The 17,513-nt window shown below is 48.4% G+C and carries 11 protein-coding genes; all 11 read right to left on the bottom strand.

Features of this window, described 5'->3' with window-relative positions; genetic code table 11:
• Positions 1-39: 39 nt before the first annotated feature.
• A complete protein-coding gene (locus tag H8696_RS00500) occupies positions 40-576 on the bottom strand; it encodes a 2-oxoacid:acceptor oxidoreductase family protein (RefSeq protein ID WP_249314222.1) in 537 nt (178 codons plus the stop codon).
• On the bottom strand, positions 569-1,327 hold the full coding sequence (locus H8696_RS00495) for a thiamine pyrophosphate-dependent enzyme (RefSeq protein ID WP_249314221.1): 759 nt from the start codon (positions 1,325-1,327) through the stop codon (positions 569-571). The genes H8696_RS00500 and H8696_RS00495 overlap by 8 nt, the downstream gene beginning before the upstream one ends.
• Positions 1,327-2,388, bottom strand: coding sequence for a 3-methyl-2-oxobutanoate dehydrogenase subunit VorB (locus H8696_RS00490; RefSeq protein ID WP_249314220.1), 1,062 nt, complete (start codon positions 2,386-2,388; stop codon positions 1,327-1,329). The genes H8696_RS00495 and H8696_RS00490 overlap by 1 nt, the downstream gene beginning before the upstream one ends.
• A 16-nt stretch (positions 2,389-2,404) precedes the next feature.
• Entirely contained in the window at positions 2,405-2,608 is a 204-nt protein-coding gene (locus H8696_RS00485) for an indolepyruvate ferredoxin oxidoreductase subunit alpha (RefSeq protein WP_249314219.1), read from the bottom strand.
• 26 nt (positions 2,609-2,634) lie between these two features.
• On the bottom strand, positions 2,635-3,579 hold the full coding sequence (locus H8696_RS00480) for an NUDIX hydrolase (protein WP_249314218.1): 945 nt from the start codon (positions 3,577-3,579) through the stop codon (positions 2,635-2,637).
• A gap of 841 nt (positions 3,580-4,420) precedes the next feature.
• Positions 4,421-4,765, bottom strand: coding sequence for an Hpt domain-containing protein (locus tag H8696_RS00475; RefSeq protein WP_249314217.1), 345 nt, complete (start codon positions 4,763-4,765; stop codon positions 4,421-4,423).
• Positions 4,752-7,562, bottom strand: a complete 2,811-nt coding sequence (locus H8696_RS00470) for an ATP-binding protein (RefSeq protein WP_249314216.1) — start codon at positions 7,560-7,562, stop codon at positions 4,752-4,754. The genes H8696_RS00475 and H8696_RS00470 overlap by 14 nt, the downstream gene beginning before the upstream one ends.
• The gene (locus H8696_RS11260; RefSeq protein ID WP_283244833.1) at positions 7,559-7,684 is read right to left on the bottom strand and encodes a hypothetical protein; all 126 of its coding nucleotides are present in this window, start codon (positions 7,682-7,684) and stop codon (positions 7,559-7,561) included. The genes H8696_RS00470 and H8696_RS11260 overlap by 4 nt, the downstream gene beginning before the upstream one ends.
• Positions 7,656-10,883, bottom strand: coding sequence for a hybrid sensor histidine kinase/response regulator (locus tag H8696_RS00465; RefSeq protein ID WP_249314215.1), 3,228 nt, complete (start codon positions 10,881-10,883; stop codon positions 7,656-7,658). Before H8696_RS00465 ends, H8696_RS11260 begins: the two co-directional genes overlap by 29 nt.
• Positions 10,870-14,094, bottom strand: coding sequence for a PAS domain-containing hybrid sensor histidine kinase/response regulator (locus H8696_RS00460; RefSeq protein ID WP_249314214.1), 3,225 nt, complete (start codon positions 14,092-14,094; stop codon positions 10,870-10,872). The genes H8696_RS00465 and H8696_RS00460 overlap by 14 nt, the downstream gene beginning before the upstream one ends.
• Positions 14,091-17,510 carry an EAL domain-containing protein gene (locus H8696_RS00455; protein WP_249314213.1) on the bottom strand — a complete coding sequence of 1,140 codons (3,420 nt, stop codon included), beginning with the start codon at positions 17,508-17,510 and terminating at the stop codon, positions 14,091-14,093. The genes H8696_RS00460 and H8696_RS00455 overlap by 4 nt, the downstream gene beginning before the upstream one ends.
• Between the last annotated feature and the right edge of the window lie 3 nt (positions 17,511-17,513).

The following is a 17,513-nucleotide window of genomic DNA, read 5'->3' as shown; positions in this document are numbered from 1 at the left end:
GGTCCACTCCTTTCCCTTGTTAGCATTGCCAAAGGAAGTCTATTTTACCGCCTCCATGCCAAGCTCCAGCGCCTTTTTGTTGACGTCCACCAGCTTGGCCTTGCGGCCGGTGAATTTTTCCTGCATGCAGGTGACCACCGCGTCCGGCTCCACGGTCTTTCGCAGCTTCAAATAGGCGCCCAGCATGACCATGTTAGCGGCCTTGGCATTGCCCGCTTCCACGGCCAGCTCATGGGTGTCCACCTTCACGATTTCAACATCGGTGCGGGTCACCGGAGCATCGATGAGGGAGGAATTGATGAGAATGAGTCCGCCGGGCATCAGCTGATCCACGAACTTATCCAGGGACGGGCGGTTCATCACGATGAGGGTGCTCGGCCGGCTGATGATAGGGGACGCGATGGGTTTGTCGGATACGATCACCTGACAGTTCGCCGTGCCGCCCCGCATTTCCGGGCCGTAGGAGGGCAGCCAGCTCACGTTCTTTTCTTCCACCAGGGCGGCGCTGGCGAGGAACTGTCCCATGGACAGCACGCCCTGACCGCCGAATCCGGCGAGTAAAACCTGCTCAAGCACGGCTTTCCACCTCCTTGGTCTCATCCTTGAATACGCCGAGGGGATAATAGGGAATCATGTTCTCCTCCAGCCACTTCAGCGCTTCCACCGGCGTTCTGCCCCAGTTGGTGGGACAGGTGGACAAAACTTCCACCATACTAAATCCTTTATTCTCCAACTGGTTCTGAAATGCCTTCTTGATGGCTTTTTTGGCTTTGATCACATTTTGGGCGTTGTGCACGCTCACCCGCTCCAAATAGGATGGGCCCTCAAGACCGGAAAGCATCTCGCAGATGTTGAGCGGATAGCCGTTGATCTCGGGGGTGCGTCCATAGGGGGAGGTCGTGGTCACCTGGCCCATCAGCGTGGTGGGCGCCATCTGGCCTCCCGTCATGCCGTAGATGGCGTTGTTGACGAAAATCACGGTGATGTTCTCGTTTCTTGCCGCGGCATGGACGATCTCCGCCGTGCCGATGGACGCTAGATCGCCGTCGCCCTGGTAGGCGAACACGAGAAGATCGGGATTGGCCCGCTTGCAGCCGGTGGCCACCGACGGAGCCCTGCCGTGTGCCGCCTCATACATATCGCAATTAAAATAGTTGTAAGCCAAAACGCTGCATCCCACCGGGGCCACGCCCACGGCCTTGTCACAGGCGCCCAGCTCCTCAATGGATTCAGCCACCAGGCGGTGGATGATGCCATGGGTGCAGCCGGGGCAGTAATGGGTGGGGCAATCGGTGAGCATTTTGGTCTTTTCAAAGATCACTGCCATTATGCTTTCCCCCTCAATGCCAAGATTTCATCCAGGAGATCCTGGGGTCCAGGAACCACGCCGCCCACGCGGCCCACAAAGTCCACGGGCTTTCTGCCCTCCACGGCCAGGCGGACATCCTCCACCATTTGACCCATGGACAGCTCGAAGGCCACGAATTTTTTCACGTTCTCCCGCTTCGCCGCTTCCCGGATAGCGTCCGAGGGGAAGGGCCAAAGGGTGATGGGACGGATAAGGCCAAGCTTCACGCCCTGCTCCGCCGCAAGGGCGATCACGCTCTGGGCAATCCGGGCAGGAATGCCGTAAGCCACCAGTACCAGCTCCGCATCCTCCAGGCCTTCGGCCTCATAGCGCACCTCTTCCTTTTCGCAGCGTTCATACTTTCTCCAAAGCTCATGGTTGAGCTCCTCCAGGGCGTCCGGCTCGAGGTACAGGGAATTGATGATGCGCCGCTCCCCTTCGCCGTTGTAGCCGCGAACCCGCCAGGGCTTGTCGGGGGCCGCCGATTCCTGATCATGAAATTCCACCGGCTCCATCATTTGACCCAGCATACCGTCGCCAAGAATCATCACGGGGTTGCGGTATTTGTCCGCAAGCTCGAAGGCGAGCCGCGTGAGATCCACCGCCTCCTGCACGGAAGCGGGCGCCAGGGTGATGAGCTTGTAATCGCCGTGACCGCCGCCCTTCACCGCCTGGAAGTAGTCGCTCTGGGCGGGCTGAATGCCGCCAAGGCCCGGGCCGCCGCGCACCATGTTCACCACGACGCAGGGCAGCTGGGCTCCCGCAATATAGCTTAAACCCTCCTGCTTCAGGCTGATGCCCGGGCTGGAGGAGGAGGTCATCACCCGGACGCCGGCGCCGGCCGCGCCGTACACCATGTTGATGGCCGAGACTTCGCTTTCCGCCTGGAGAAACACGCCGCCGCGCTTCGGCATATGTTTGGCCATGTACTCCGGCAATTCGCTCTGCGGCGTGATGGGGTAGCCGAAATAGCACTTGCACCCGGCCTGGATCGCCGCTTCCGCGATGGCTTCGTTGCCTTTCATCAAAAGTTTGGGCATTTTCCTTCCACCTTCCTTACTTTTCCACTACGATCGCACAGTCGGGGCACATTCTCGCGCAAAGCGCGCAGGAGATGCAAGCATCATTATCCACGCACACGCAAGGATTGTAACCCTTGCTGTTGAGCTTGTCTTCGTCAAGCTTCAAAATCTTCTTGGGGCAGGTCACGATACAAAGGCCGCAGCCTTTGCAGACCTCCCGATTCACACGAATCGCCATAGTCACCCTCCTTGTCTCGTCTTACCTCACAGTTGTTTTCTATATTCCAAAAAGGCGGTACCCTCCCGCTCAAATTTCCCGCCGGTGGGCCGAAAGCCCATCCTGGGGAAAAAGGTGCGCTCGGCAGACCTCTTTGGGATGTCACACACGATTTCCCTTGCCTCGGGAAAGAGCAGCCACAGCCGCTCCATGGCCTGTTCCCCGAGGCGCATGTCCTGGTACTTGGGGGACAGGAAGAAGGTATGCAATCGGAAACGCCGCCCCTCTTCCCGGGTCACGTACGCGCCGCCGGCCAGCTCCGCGCCGTAAAGAATCTTGATGTAGCCGCCGCCCATCACCTGCTTTAAAATAACCGGCAGCGTCTGGTAGGCTGGATTGGTGGGCTCGTTTTTCTCGGTGATCACGTCCACCAGGAAGGCCTCCCGAAGGACGCCGAGCAGAATGCCCGCCTCCTTCTTTCCGGCTTCGGCCAGCTGCAGGGGGGAATCCCCAAACTTCAAGGTTTCCTCCAGGCGGCGGTAAGGGTAGAACGTTCCCGCCTCCGCCATCGCCCGGATCTCCTCCGGCGCGGCCCAGCGGACCTCCTCCACTTCCTCCTCTTGCAGCACCAAATCCTTCAGGTCCAGGTCCCGGCGCAGAATGTACATCCTGCCGAAGCGGTTTTCATACGCTTCGGTGAGCAGCCACTTGAGATCCCTGGGCTGCACCAAAAGGCCCAATTCCTCCTCGAACTCCCGGCACATGGCCTCCTCCAGCGTCTCGCCCGTAACGGCCCTGCCGCTGGTGGCCGCCCAGATGCCCGGCGCGCTCTTTCTTGACGCCGCCCGTTTCTGGATGAGATACTTTCCCGCGCTGTTCACCACGAAGCCTTCGACGAAATAATAAAACCCGCCTTCGGGCATTTCCCCGCCGCGGACGTAGGTCTCCCCCGTCCTTTGCCCCAGGGCATCGTAAACATCGCCAATCTCCATGGTTCCTCACCTCCTGGTCCTTTCTACTATGATATACGGGAAGAAACGGTTATGGCAAGCGGATTGTGTATCCAATTTTGCCGTGTTTTCTTAATTTTTGCATGGGGAACAAAAAAGCCCGGCCAAAAGCTCCTGCGTGATAAGGATGTTAAGGAGCAGAAGGGAAACCGGGCATAAGGTGAAAGAGAGACAGACGGGGCTTTTGCGACTCTTCAATAAGGATGTTTACAGAAATCAGAATTGCTTCGCATTAAAGGCAAACGATAACCGATGAAATTGTAACGGCAGAATTGATATATACCTAAAAGCAGCCACCCCACGACCATAAAAAGTACGTGGGGTGGCTTGCCTATGGAAATTATTCATTTATCTTTGAAGGGAATGTTTTATGGCGATCAATTAGATTCTCTTTATGCCTGCATCTCAACATAGGACTGATTATTAGCGTTTCGTCCTCATAAGAAAATACTTATCATTTACTTTTTAAAAATTACCGTATAGTTTAATCAAAAATGATTCTTTTTCAACGGATCATATTTGATTTTTAATCCAATTGCTTCAAAGAACGGTAATTTAGTTTCATTTTTGGTTTCAAATAATTGATCAGGCTGCATTTCTACTTGCATCCTCCATCTGTTCTGCAATTAGTATTGAAGTTTTATCTAATCGGTCAGCTAAATCATGCCCCAGACGGTAATTGTGAAAGAAAAAGAAAAGCGACATACCATAAATACGGCAAACAGAAAAATTCGCAAAGCCAGTGTGAGCATAACGGCTCGCCCTCGCCTTGACAAAATCATCTTTTTGCACTTTTACTAAATATCACGCTCTCATAATCCCCTTAACCGGCCAAAATTTGCTGCAGCTTTTCTCTTTCTGTACGAACTGCGTCGTATTGTTGCTCCAAATTGCTGTAATCATGCTTTCTTAACGGCTCTACAATATCGGCAACCGCTGTAAGCAGAGGGCTAAGCCCCAGATTGCTGGCAACACCTTTCAGCGTATGCGCGTGATGAAAGGCGGTCTCATATTCTTTTGCCAGAATTGCGTCGTGTAATCCGTAAAAGGAGGGGTCGTCTATAAAGGCATTCAGACAATCGTAATAAAGCGCTTCATCGTTTATAAAGCGCTCCATTACCTCGTTTAAGTTGACACCATAGGCGCGAAGGGCATCATTTCGATTCATCTTTTTCAGCTTCCTTTCTTCCGTAGATAAAGTCAAACAGCGTCTGGTACATGAGCTTGGGTTGAATGGGCTTGGCCAGATGGGCATTCATACCGGCATCTTTGGATTTTTGAACATCCTCATCAAAGGCATTAGCGGTCATTGCAATGATGGGAATGGCTTTCGCATCGCTGCGTTTTAATGCCCGGATTACTTTTGTGGCTGTCAGACCATCCATAACAGGCATTCTGATATCCATAAGAATGGCGTCAAAATGCATGGGTTCGGATTGGCTGAATGCATCTACGGCTGCTTGTCCGTTTTCCGCGTATTCCACAAGCACGCCTTCCCTTTCTAACAGTCTGGTTGCAATTTGCCTGTTCAAGGGATGGTCCTCACACAGAAGTATCCTCTTTCCCTCTAGATTCTTCGGTGTATTTATCGCCTCTGTTTGTACGATCTTCTCATCGGCAACCGGAAAAGCAAGATTGATTGTAAAGCAGGTTCCTTTGTCTACTTCACTTTCAACGGTAATTCTGCCATCCATCAGCTCAACAAGATTTTTTACAATGGCCAGTCCAAGCCCCGTGCCGTCATAGTTTGCCACTTTGGTATTATTCTCTTGCTCAAAAGGCTCAAATATCTTGGGCAAGAATTCCTTTGATATGCCAATGCCCGTATCCTTGACGGTGACGGTCACTTGAACCCGAGTGTCCTTCACAACGGCACCATTACAGTGGATTTCCACAGTGCCGCCGCTGGGTGTGAATTTTATGGCGTTGGAAATGACATTCATAAATATCTGCTGCACCCGCAGACAATCCAGTAGAACAGAAGGAAGCACAGTATGATTGCAGGAGGTGTGGAGCTTAATGTTTTTTTGCTGCGCACTGACGGTAACCATACTGATTGTCTGGCTGAAAAAGCTTTGTAAATCAGTTGGTTCCGAGTTGAGAGCAACTTTTTTGCTCTCAATTTTATTCATGTCCAGTGTGTCATTAATCAGGCTTAGCAAATACTCGGCGGATTCGTCAATTTTTGCAAGATCCGCCGCTGCGTCGGGAGGCAGGTTTTTCCTGTCAAGCAAAAGCCCGGTTAACCCGATAATACCGTTCATGGGTGTTCGCATATCATGACTCATGCGGGAGAGAAAGTCGCTCTTTGCAGCATAAGCCTGCTGCAGCTTTTCGTTTCTTTTTTTATTCGTTCGATTGTAAGCAAGCAGAACGATAACAAGCACGCTTAAAAGAAGAAAAACCACAAGAATAGCGGCTACCAGAAACGGATTATCCCGCAAAATTTTTTCAATTCCGTTATTGGCGCCCTCCGATAGCGCCACGGAGAGATAGTTCTGTACATCCTTTGTGGGCATGCTGCGGATATATTTGTTGACAATAGATATTAAATTATCATCCACATTCTGCAGAAAATAAAATCCCATTTCACAGCCATATCCCGTTAAATTAAGATAATTTAACGAGGGATAAACATTTTGAGAGTTGTAAAAATCGACTGTATACCGATTGGCATACCCGAAATCAGCCAGTCCCTTATTTACAGCGTTCATGCATTCTTCGATATCTTTAAAGTATACAACCTCCCCGTATTCTCCTGTAGCAGTATCGGGGAACTCTTCGTTAACCGCCAGAACACACTCGCTCTTGGGCTTGTCTGCCGCTGATTTATTGATGAACATGGTCAGGTCGTTTTCTAAAAACTCCTGCGAGGTAATCAGATGATTGCTTTTTGCAAACTCGTTGCTTTTTGGCGGACCGATAATCACGGTGTATTGGCCTGACGCAATCTGTTCCGATAAAGGTTGTGATTCATCCTGCAGTTGATAGCGAAACTGAACACCGGCCGCTTTTCCGATTTCGTCCAAAACAGAAATTGCGATACCGCACAGCTGTCCATCCTTATTTACGAAAGAGAAGGGCGCATGTTGCGGGCACACCAGCACCGAAATTTCCTTCTGATTTGTTACATATGTACTTTCGTCCTTTGATAACGCAAAATCCGACAAGGTGTTTGTAAAGTATTTATTTTGCAGTCTGCTTTCAAAATATGGATCGGTTCTATTGATTTTATCAATCGCTTCGTCCAGCTCCGCCATCAATTCTTCGTTACCGTGTCCTGACACAAAGTAAAAGGGTCGCGGTGCGAAAGAAGCGATTTCTTTGAGTCCGGGCAACCAGGTAAGCGACACCTTCAGTAACACATCCGCCGATTGATTCTCCAGTGCCGTCAGCTGTTCATCAACCGTATCACAATAGATATATTCGCATTCTAACCCGCTGCTATTGACAAAAGAGAACAACTCATCGTTTCTCATCTTTGCAGTTTTTAAGATAGCAATACGCAAGGGCTTTTGCTGCATAAAGGTTGCTTCATTGATTGCGGTGTTACTGTCCAGTGCATCAAGAGTCGTATATACTAAGCCATAGTTCTTTTCGGGATAAATGAATTTTTCCTGCAGCCCCTCATAAAAAAGCGTGCTGCCTAATAAATCCGCTTCTCCTGTTTCGACCATTTCCATTGCTTTTGTAATTTGATCATTGAGCGACAGATCGGGGTAGGTGATGTATTCAATCTCCCAGTCTGCAAATTCCGCAACCTTCTCCACATAATCAGTCGAGTATCCATAATAGTTTCCGCTTTCGTCCACCTCGGAAAGATACTTTTGAATCGGATATGCAAGCCTTACGACGCGCCTTTCCTGTGTCCCTTCGGCGGTGGCCGTCAAGGCAGTTGACGTCATAAATGACAAAAGCAGTAGAGTTACGAAAAAGAATGAAATCATACGTTTTAGTTTTATCATTTACCCACCTCCGCTGTTTCTTTTGATCCTTCAAAAGGAAGCTCTTTACCATTTGAAAACCATTCCGCTGTCTCGGGAGAATGCACGCCGCGTTCAGTTCGTTTGTTTTTCAAATCCGTCACGTTCATTCTCCTTTCCGTAGATAAAGTCAAACAGCGTTTGGAACATATGCTTTGGATCGATGGGCTTGGCGAGATGGGCGTTCATGCCGGCAGCCTTGGATTTGTGGATGTCTTCGTCAAAGGCATTGGCAGTCATGGCGATAATCGGAATGCTCTTGGCATCCGCCTTGCGCCAACGGCGAATATTATGGGTTGCCTGCAATCCGTCCATCTCCGGCATACGGATATCCATGAGAATGGCATCGTAGTAGCCCACCGGAGTAGTGGTAAACATCTCCATGGCACGCAGCCCGTTTTCCGCATGGTCTACGATAAAGCCCTTGCGCTCCAGCAGTTTTTTTGCCACCTCAACATTGAGGGGATGATCCTCCGCGAGCAGGATTCTTTTGCCTGCAAAATTAAAATCCTCTTTTATTTCCGTGTCTTTATCGTTCTGCTTGTCGTTAAAAGCCTTTTCAAAAGCGGAAATCAGCGAGGATTTAAACATCGGCTTACTCATCAGCAGATTGACGCCCGCCAGCTTGGCGTCGTGCTCGATGGACGCCCAATCATTAGCTGTCATGATGATGATGGTAACATCCGGACCAACAATTTTACGAATTTGCCTTGCGGTTTCAATCCCGTCCATTTCGGGCATTTTCCAGTCCACCAGTACAAGATCATAATATTCCTTGCAATCCCATTTCTTTTTCACCTTATCAACCGCTTTTTTACCGCTGTCCACCCATTCGGATCTTACGCCAATTTCTTTAAGGGTAATGACCGCGTGTTCACACACCGTCACATCGTCGTCTACAACCAAAGCCTTTAGCTCGGAAAAATTATAGTGCGTCTTTTTCCGATATCTTTTTTTTGATTCCTCCGTAATGCCCAGCTTTACCTCCACAGTAAACTCAGAGCCTACGCCAACGATGCTGCGCACATCGATATGGCCGTCCATCATCGCCACCAGATTTTTGCAGATGGCAAGGCCAAGCCCGGTACCGCCATACATCGCCGTTGTGCCGGAATGCTCCTGTGTAAAGGCTTCAAACAAGTGCGGGATGAATTCCTCAGAAATTCCGCAGCCGGTATCATTGATGACAAAGCGAAGAACGGCGTCATTCTTTTCCTTTCGCATCTGCCGTACACTGAGCGACACCCTCCCTTTCTCAGGCGTGAATTTGACGGCGTTTGACAGAAGGTTGATCATCACCTGCTGGAGCTTCATGGCGTCGCCAATGTAGCAATCCTCCACATTGGGGTCTACGATATTCTCATAGTCAATATTTTTTGCGCTCGCCTGGGTATGGCAGATGGCGCTGATACCGTTTAAAAATTCCTCAAATGGAATTTTTTCGTTTTTTAACAGCATCTTGCCGCTTTCAATTCTGCTCATATCCAAAATATCGTTGATAAGTGAAAGCAGAAAACGGGAGGATATCCCAATTTTACTGATGCAGTCTGCAACCTGAGCGTCATCTCCGATGGACTGCGCCGCAATGGCGGACATTCCGATGATCGCATTCATCGGCGTGCGGATTTCGTGGCTCATGCGGGAGAGAAAATCGCTCTTGGCACTGTTTGCCTGCTCGGCGGCAATCAGGGCCGCCTGCAGCATATCCTGCTGCTGCTTTTGCTGATTGAGCATATCGGTTACATCGCTTCGCGTCAAAACCACACGCTGATTTCTCTCATCCAAATAGGCATATTGAATCCGTTTTTGACGCATACTCTTCTTTGCGTCGTGCGCCGAATAAACAGAAGAAAACACCTTGTGGTTTTTCAGATTTTTCCTCATGACATCCGGCGTCATGTCGGCGATAGCGCGCTCAACATCCTCTGGCGCCACCGCTGTGCGATTTACCCGCTGCATCATTTCAAAATAATCGTCGCCTTGAGCCGGAGGCATCTCGATGCTGTCTTCCTTTCCAAGGTAGAGCTTATAGCGGTCGGTGTTTAATTCTATATAGGCAATGTAATCGTGCTCCAATGTGGAGACAGCTTGAATAATGCCGTCCTTAATTTTGTTTTCGTTGATATCGTAGGTATACATAAAGGACATGACATCCTTAGTATCCGGATTTTGATAGGTTTTCACCGTGAGGTTTACCCAAATCACTGTGCCATCATGGAGTTTACGCTGATAGTCGAGATTAAAGGTGGTTTCCCCTTCCTCAAAGGCTTGCAGCACACGATCCAGGTCCAGATATGTGCGAATTACATCCTGCTCCTCCACGGTAAACCCGGTTTGTGCCAGCGCTTCGGCAGTATCTGTATACGTCATGCCGGCCTTGAAGATTCCCACGGTGTCCTTGGCAATATAGGATTCCACCACATTTTGCGATATATTCGAACGCACCTTTGCAAGAAGGTTTTCGCTTTGGGTGGCTGTGGAGTATTCCATTTCCTCCTTGTATCGCTTTTCAGCCAGCTTGATCGCTGTTACATCTCTGCCGATGGCGTGGGCACAAACAGGAGTTCCGTTTTCATCAAACACATTGGTATAGTCAATGTGCTCGCACCACCACCCCAAGTTATCTTTGGTGCGAAACCAAAAATTGCCGGAGTAGGTCTTGGCACCGTTGCGGAGCTGTTCAAACATGTCCTGATACAGCTTTGCCGAGTCCTGCCGGACGTACCCTGAGTCAATTAAGGCATTTGGAACATCTTTAATCACGTCTTGATATCCGTGGCGTATTTTTGAGGCTTGTGTCTGAATAATTTCATTGTGTGCAAAATCATAGGTCCAGAAGGATACATCGGAGTTTTCTGTGGCAATACGGAACTTTTCCTCACTGGCCCGCAGGTCGGCCTCCATTTTCTTTTGCCTGGAAATATCCGCAATATATCCGTCAAATACTTCTTCACCGGCACGGCTGTTAAAGCTGCCGCTCACCAACAAATGCTTTAGATTGTTTTTGCCGGTGATGATCCGCATTTCCCACTGGACGCTTTTGATGTTGTCTTCCCGTGCACGAGAGAGCACGGAATGCACATGTGACAGATCCTCCGGATGGATAAAAATCCCGCAGCTCTTTCCGATTAAATCTTCCGGTTCAAATTCGTGGATCTGAAAATATAAATCATTACCGTAAAGCAAAGTAAACTCATCGTCCATGCGAACGGTATAAACACCACCGATGTTGGAGGCACGATATAGGTCTAACTCATATTGCTTAAAATCAGTGATTTTTTCCTGTGTTTTATTGTCGCTCATTGAAAGTGTTCTCCTTTTTGGAGGAAACATAGCCGCTGTTGTTTATTTCCTCCTGTATTTGAGTCATATGGATCGCTGTGTAAAGTGTGCGATACAGCAGCGGCGGATCAATCGGTTTTGCCAGATGCGCCACCATGCCTGCCGCCAACGACTTCTTTACATCCTCATCAAACGCATTGGCTGTCATGGCAATGATGGGAATGCACTGTGCATCCTTGCGATGCAGCTGACGGATAGCGGCCGCGGCTGTCAGGCCGTCCATCACCGGCATACGAATATCCATGAGAATGGCATCGTAATAACCGGCAGGCGAGGAACTAAACTTTTCCAAGCCCAGCTTGCCGTTCACCGCAACGTCTACCATTGCCTTTTTGCTTTCCAAAAGGCGCGTTGCCACCATGATATTCAGCTCATGATCCTCTACCAGCAATATTCTTTTTCCAATGAAATCCATGCCGCTGCCGGGCTCACAAATCTCTTCCTGCTTCGCAGCATCGATCAAAGGTTCCTCTGCGGGTGTCAGGCATATCTCAACCGAAAAGGTTGTGCCTGTGCCGAGGGTGCTTTCCACGGCAATATCTCCGCCCATCAGCACCGCCAAATTCTTAGATATGGCAAGGCCCAGCCCTGTTCCGCCGTAGCTGCTTGTGGAGCTGGTATGCTCCTGGGAAAAGGGCTCAAAGAGGTTTGGAATGAATTCCGGGCTGATGCCGATGCCGGTATCCTGAACGATAAAGCGCAGAACACATTGATCAGCCGCCTCATAAGTGCACTCCAGAGAAAGTGTCACCTTGCCCCCGGACTTCGTAAATTTGATGGCATTGGACAGAAGGTTGATCAGGATCTGCTGCAGGCGCACCGCGTCACCCAGATAATGCTTCCCACATTTTTCCAATCCAGCCGTCTCAAAATGAACGCCAGCAGCCTCCGCCTGCATTCTTATAATGGTATCGACGCTGCGTACGAGAGTGTAAAAATCAATAATTTCTTGATTCAGCACGATATTGCCGCTTTCAATTTTTGACATATCCAAAATGTCGTTAATGAGGGAAAGCAAATACTTGGACGCATACTTTGATTTCTCAATACATTCCTTAACAAATTCAGGCTCATCCAATTGTTGGGATGCAATTTCTGCCATACCGATGATCGCGTTCATCGGCGTACGGATTTCGTGGCTCATACGGGACATAAATTCCGACTTTGCCATGTTGGCGCGCTCGGCAAAGGCCAGTGCTTCCGACAGCTCCTTGTTTTTGCGTTCCTGTTCTTCCAACGCCTGTGTGATGTCCGTTCTGGTCATTAAAAACACTTTATACTCCGGGTGGATATACGTAAAGCGCAGCTGCTTATTTCGGATTTCGCCCGTGGCCTTATCTTCAACGGAGTAGAAAATGCTGTAGGATCCGTTATCGTCCAGCTGCCGTATAATATTTTCCAGTGTGAAATCATGCAGCACACGGGGAACATCCTCTTTGCAGACGGTTTGGGTGATGTACCGATGGGTATCCGACTCAAAATGGTCAGAATAGTGCATATAGTTTATACCCAGTTGGTTTTCGCTGTAGCGCATGGCGGAGTCCCGCAATCCGTCCGCCACGACAAGATAGTCGTAATCGCTTTTGACAATGGCGTCCATTATGCTCTTCATCATTTTTTCATTGGTGATGTCCTGGCTGTACAAAAAAGCGACAACATCATTGTCATCTGGCTTTTTCATCATGTGCGCTGTCAGCGTCGTCCAATAGTATTTTCCTTCGATTGCTCGCGGCAAATCCATGGTTACGACGGTTTGATTCTGCGCAAACGCCTTGATCAGTGCGTCCCGATTGAACGCGGCAGCGCACTCCTGTACCGCTTGCTCTGTAATCAGTTCGGTAAATATGGTTTCCATATAGGCCTGCGCCGTTTTTGATTGCTGCATTTTTTGCGTGATCTCATCGTATTTGCTTTTACCGTCAATGATGGTGTTCTGCGATAAATTAAGAAGAACAGAAACCATGGTAGTATGCTGTATGGCCATACGGTAGGCAAGCTCATCCTGATACCGTTTTTGCGCATTCTTTTCCTTGGTCACATCCCGGCCAACACCAAAATATTTGAGCACCTTTCCATGTGCGTTACAGATGGCCGTGTAGGTAACCCTTTCGCACCAGAAGCCAAGCTCATTGTTGGTCTTATACCAAAGGTCGGCAGTCACTTCCGGTTCCCCTTGCTTTAATTTTTGAAATACCTCCAAATAATCCGGAATGCTGCTTTCATGAATATAACCATGGTCAATGGTAGACTGTATGTAATTTGGAACCACATGACAGCCCTTTTTCATGCGGGAAGAGTTGGAGAACACGGTGACCGTATCGGATTCCACATCATATTCCCAAATGTTGATACCGGAGGATCTTACCGCCGCCTTATAGCGAAGCTCGCTTTCCTTCAGGGCTTGCTGTGCAATTATTTGATCGTTTATGTCGGTAAAAACGGCGCAAAGAACCGGACAATCTCCCTGTTCTGCTAGCCATTCACCGGAAATGTGGGTCCATTTATAGCCGCCCTGCTTTTGCAGAAGCCGATAGGTATAATCGACCTTTCTCTTTTGTGCGAACGCGGCGTTAGCCTCCTCAATCATTCCGGTGATGTCATCGGGATGAAAAACAGAAATCGCCGATTTCTGAATGGCGGCTTTATATTCCGTACGCGTCATTCCGCAAAGCTCGCATACGCGGTCATTAAAATACGTGGGCGTGAATTTCTCGTCCAGGCGATACAGTCCCACACCGCCGGGAATGGAATTGACCAGTGTTTCGTATCTTTGTGTCTCCAATAGCAGGCTTTGCTCCAACTGCTTTTGTTCTGTGACATCTGTATAATAGGCCAAAATAATTTCGCTGCCGTTTTCCTCAAGGATATGCTGTGAACGCTGGTTGACCCAAATATAGCTGCCGTCTTTTTTTAAGGCACGGTAGGTTATTTCATAGGGGTCAAATTTTCCGTTTCGAGTAGGCGCTACCGCCCGAACACGCTCTAAATCCTCCGGATGTACGTAGCTCAATGCGGAAAACCTGAGCTTGTTTATCAGCGCTTCCTTGCTTTCATATCCCAGCATGGAAACGAGAATATCGTTGACAAAGATAATCTGATAATCCGGGTAAGTCGTCGTCATGGCAAACCCGCTGGGCAGAATATTGTTTATAAGTTCATAAGGTATGCTCATATCGCAGCGTCTCCTTTCTGCGGAATCTGGACATCCGCCTTGCGGATATAGGTGCAGTAAAAATAGGATTTCCCATCCGGTTCGGTTACGACAACGGTTTGATCGGTAACGTGGACAGGATTCCCAAGACGATTGATAAAGCAGCTGTCCATAACCACTTTCTCACCGATTTTTAATTGCTGCTGTAGTTGAATGCGATTTTCTTCCAGGCAGCTTGGCTCCACAACAGCTGCCAGCGAATTATCAAATCGGGCCTCAAATTCTTCTTTACTGTAGCCAATGATTTCATAAAATTGTTCATTTGCCTCCAGTACAGTCCATTGATCATTCAGCTGGCATTTCACCAATCCGGCCTGCAGGGAGGAGAGCATACCCGAAAAGCGCTCATTTGCTTGAACCAGCTCATTTTTAAATTGGTTCCTGGCAGTATCATCCTGTATGTATTGAATGCGGGCATATTTGTTGCCCCATTCCATCAGCTTGTCCCGGATGATATAGTGATGTTTGGTTGCATCATCCTCCACTTCTTGCTCAATGTACGCCTGAGACAGCTTGCCGCAGGAGATACAATGCTCACAGGGCCGCTCTCGTTTCCACAGGGTTTTGTAGCACGTTTGCCCTACACACAAGGATTTGTCCTTTCCTGCGATTTTGGCGGCCACACTGTTGAGATATAAAATTTCATAGCTCTTCATATCGCAAATAACGATAGCGTCACTGGTTTCATCAAGCAGCCAATCCATATTGCGGTACAACGACGGGGACGGCATTTCCATCTGCATATCGTATATTTTGTACTGATCCTTCCCAAGTCTTTTCGCAGCCAAAAGAGCGGCGTCCGCATTTTTATAAAGGGTCTGGTAATCGGAACCATGAAGGGGTGCGTTGGCAATACCGATTGTCGCGGAAACTTTGATTCCATCCAGCTGAATTTTCAGCTTTTCACAAAGCTTTTTTGCTCTTTTTTGTAAATCAGCTGGAGGTAAGCGAAACGGAACAAATACGGCAAATTCATCTCCGCCAAGCCTGGCAACAACATCTTCTTTACGGAAAGAGCTTAATAATATATTGGAGATGTCAACCAGCAAATCGTCGCCTTTATCATGGCCTAAGGTATCATTGACCGATTTGAAGCAATCGATATCCAGCATAAGCAGGGCGCCCTCTGCTTTTTCATGATTGGCAAAAAAGTTGTTAATCGAGGTTTCCATGGCGGCGCGGTTGTAGAGCCCGGTCAGACTGTCGTGCTCCGCTTTATACCGCATCTCCTCCACTTTGTGGGCAAGCTCACGTTCACGCTCGATAGCGCGAAGCTTGGACTGTGCCATTACATTGCTGACGCGATGCAGAGCGACCTCCCGGTTATATGGCTTTGGAATAAAATCCGCGGCGCCCATAGCGAGAGCCCTGGCCTCGCTGTATTCCCCTGTTTGTGTTGTGATGATGACCGGCATATTTCTCAGTTGCTCACAATTCTTCATTTTTCCAAGCATCTGAAAGCCGTCCATCACCGGCATGACCAAATCGAGCAGGACAATATCGATGATCGAAAAGTTTTCTTCCAGATACAAGTAAGCATCCTGACCGTTTTCAGCCTCTACTATGGTATACAGCTCATGAAATATCTTAGATAAAATTGTGCGGTTTATGGTACTGTCATCCACGATAACCATGATCCGATCGGATTTACTCTTTTGAATCATGACTTTATCCTTATTGCTGTCTTTTGAAGGATCCTTTTCATCAATGATTTCAGAATTATGCTGCTTTATGTGATTTTCAAACTCCTCATGCGGCATAGGTTTTGCGAAATAATAGCCCTGCGCATAATTGCAGTCCATGCTCTTGAGCATCTGTGCTTGCTTCTCTGTCTCTACACCCTCGGCTACCACCTGCAAGTCGAGCCACTTGGCAAGACTGATGATAAAGCTCAGAATGTTTTTGCGGTTTCTCTTTGCATTTTCACTTTGGATAAACCTCATATCCAGCTTCAGCACATGAATCGGCAATTCGGAAAGCATATTGAGGGAAGAATAGCCTGTCCCAAAATCATCCATCTCAATAATAAATCCCAGCTTTCTCAGTTCCAGAACTGTGCTGATAATTTGATCCGGATTTTCCGTGTATGCTGTTTCGGTAATCTCTATATGGAGATACTCCGCCTTCAGATTGTATTTTTTAATTAGCCCGGTTAAAATCCGCGTGAGCTCCGGATTATAAATATCCACCCGGGAGACATTTACAGAGATCGGGATCATGGGCTGCCCGTTATCCAACCAATGGTGCAGCTGGCGGCATACGGTTTCCCATACGTAAATATCTAAATCTGTAATAAATCCGTTTCGCTCAAAAAGAGGGATAAAATCGGTAGGGGATATGAACCCTTTGACGGGATGATTCCAGCGCACCAGAGCTTCGGCGCCGGCTATGGTTTCGTTGGATAAATCATATTTCGGCTGGTAGTATATCTCAAACTGGTTTTCCAGCAGCGCTGTTTTTATGCTGTCAAGAATAACCTGTTCAGAAAGCAGCGACTGTCTGAGCTTGTCCGAGTAATACGCATGGTGAATATCATACTTTCCCTTGATTGAGCTGCATGCAATCAGCGCCCGGTCACACATGACGCTAATTGGTATTGTGACATCGTCAATACAGTAAATGCCGTAGCAGACATTGATACTGATACCGATCGGAAACTCATTGATTGCCTCGATTGCATCGTTGAACAAATTGTCTTCGTAGTGTTCTCTGTGCGGAAGCAGGCAGGCAAATTTATCCGCACCCACACGGCCGCAAATACCATGATTGCCGACATAATGCTTTATTAGATTCGCAATATGCCTCAGTAGTTCATCGCCTTCCTGCATGCCAAACAGATCGTTAACAAGCTTAAACCGTTCGATATCCATACATACAATATCGTACTGCAAATTCTCGTTTTCCAGCAGGATCTTTTCTGCTTTTTTATAGAAAAATTCCTTGCTGTAAACACCAGTAAGCTCGTCCTTTTCAATCGCGTTGACCAATGCAGCCGTTTCTCTTAACTTGATGGTATTGGCAAGGCGGTGCAAAATAACAGCAGGCTTATAGGGCTTCAGTAAAAAGTCGTGGGCACCCAAAGACAACGCCTTTATTTCAGCACTGTAATCATCGCTTCCGGTTGTAACGATAATCGGTATTTTCGATAAAAAAGCATCTCCCCGAATTTCCTCCAACACCTCATAGCCGTTCATCACAGGCATGACAATGTCAAGCAAGACCGCAGAAATGCTCTCATATGAACGATGTAATATTGCCATGGCTTCTCTGCCATTTTCTGCCTCCAGCACCTCATATGTATCACTTAATATCTTGCATAGAACCTGCCTGTTTACGTGATTGTCATCAACGATGAGTAATTTCTTTAGCTGAAGCATACG

Origin of the sequence: Gehongia tenuis, assembly GCF_014384795.1 — a bacterium.
Classification (GTDB): domain Bacteria; phylum Bacillota; class Clostridia; order Christensenellales; family NSJ-53; genus Gehongia; species Gehongia tenuis.
Note: the sequence above shows the minus strand (reverse complement) of the source record. Positions and strands in the feature narration are given on the sequence as shown.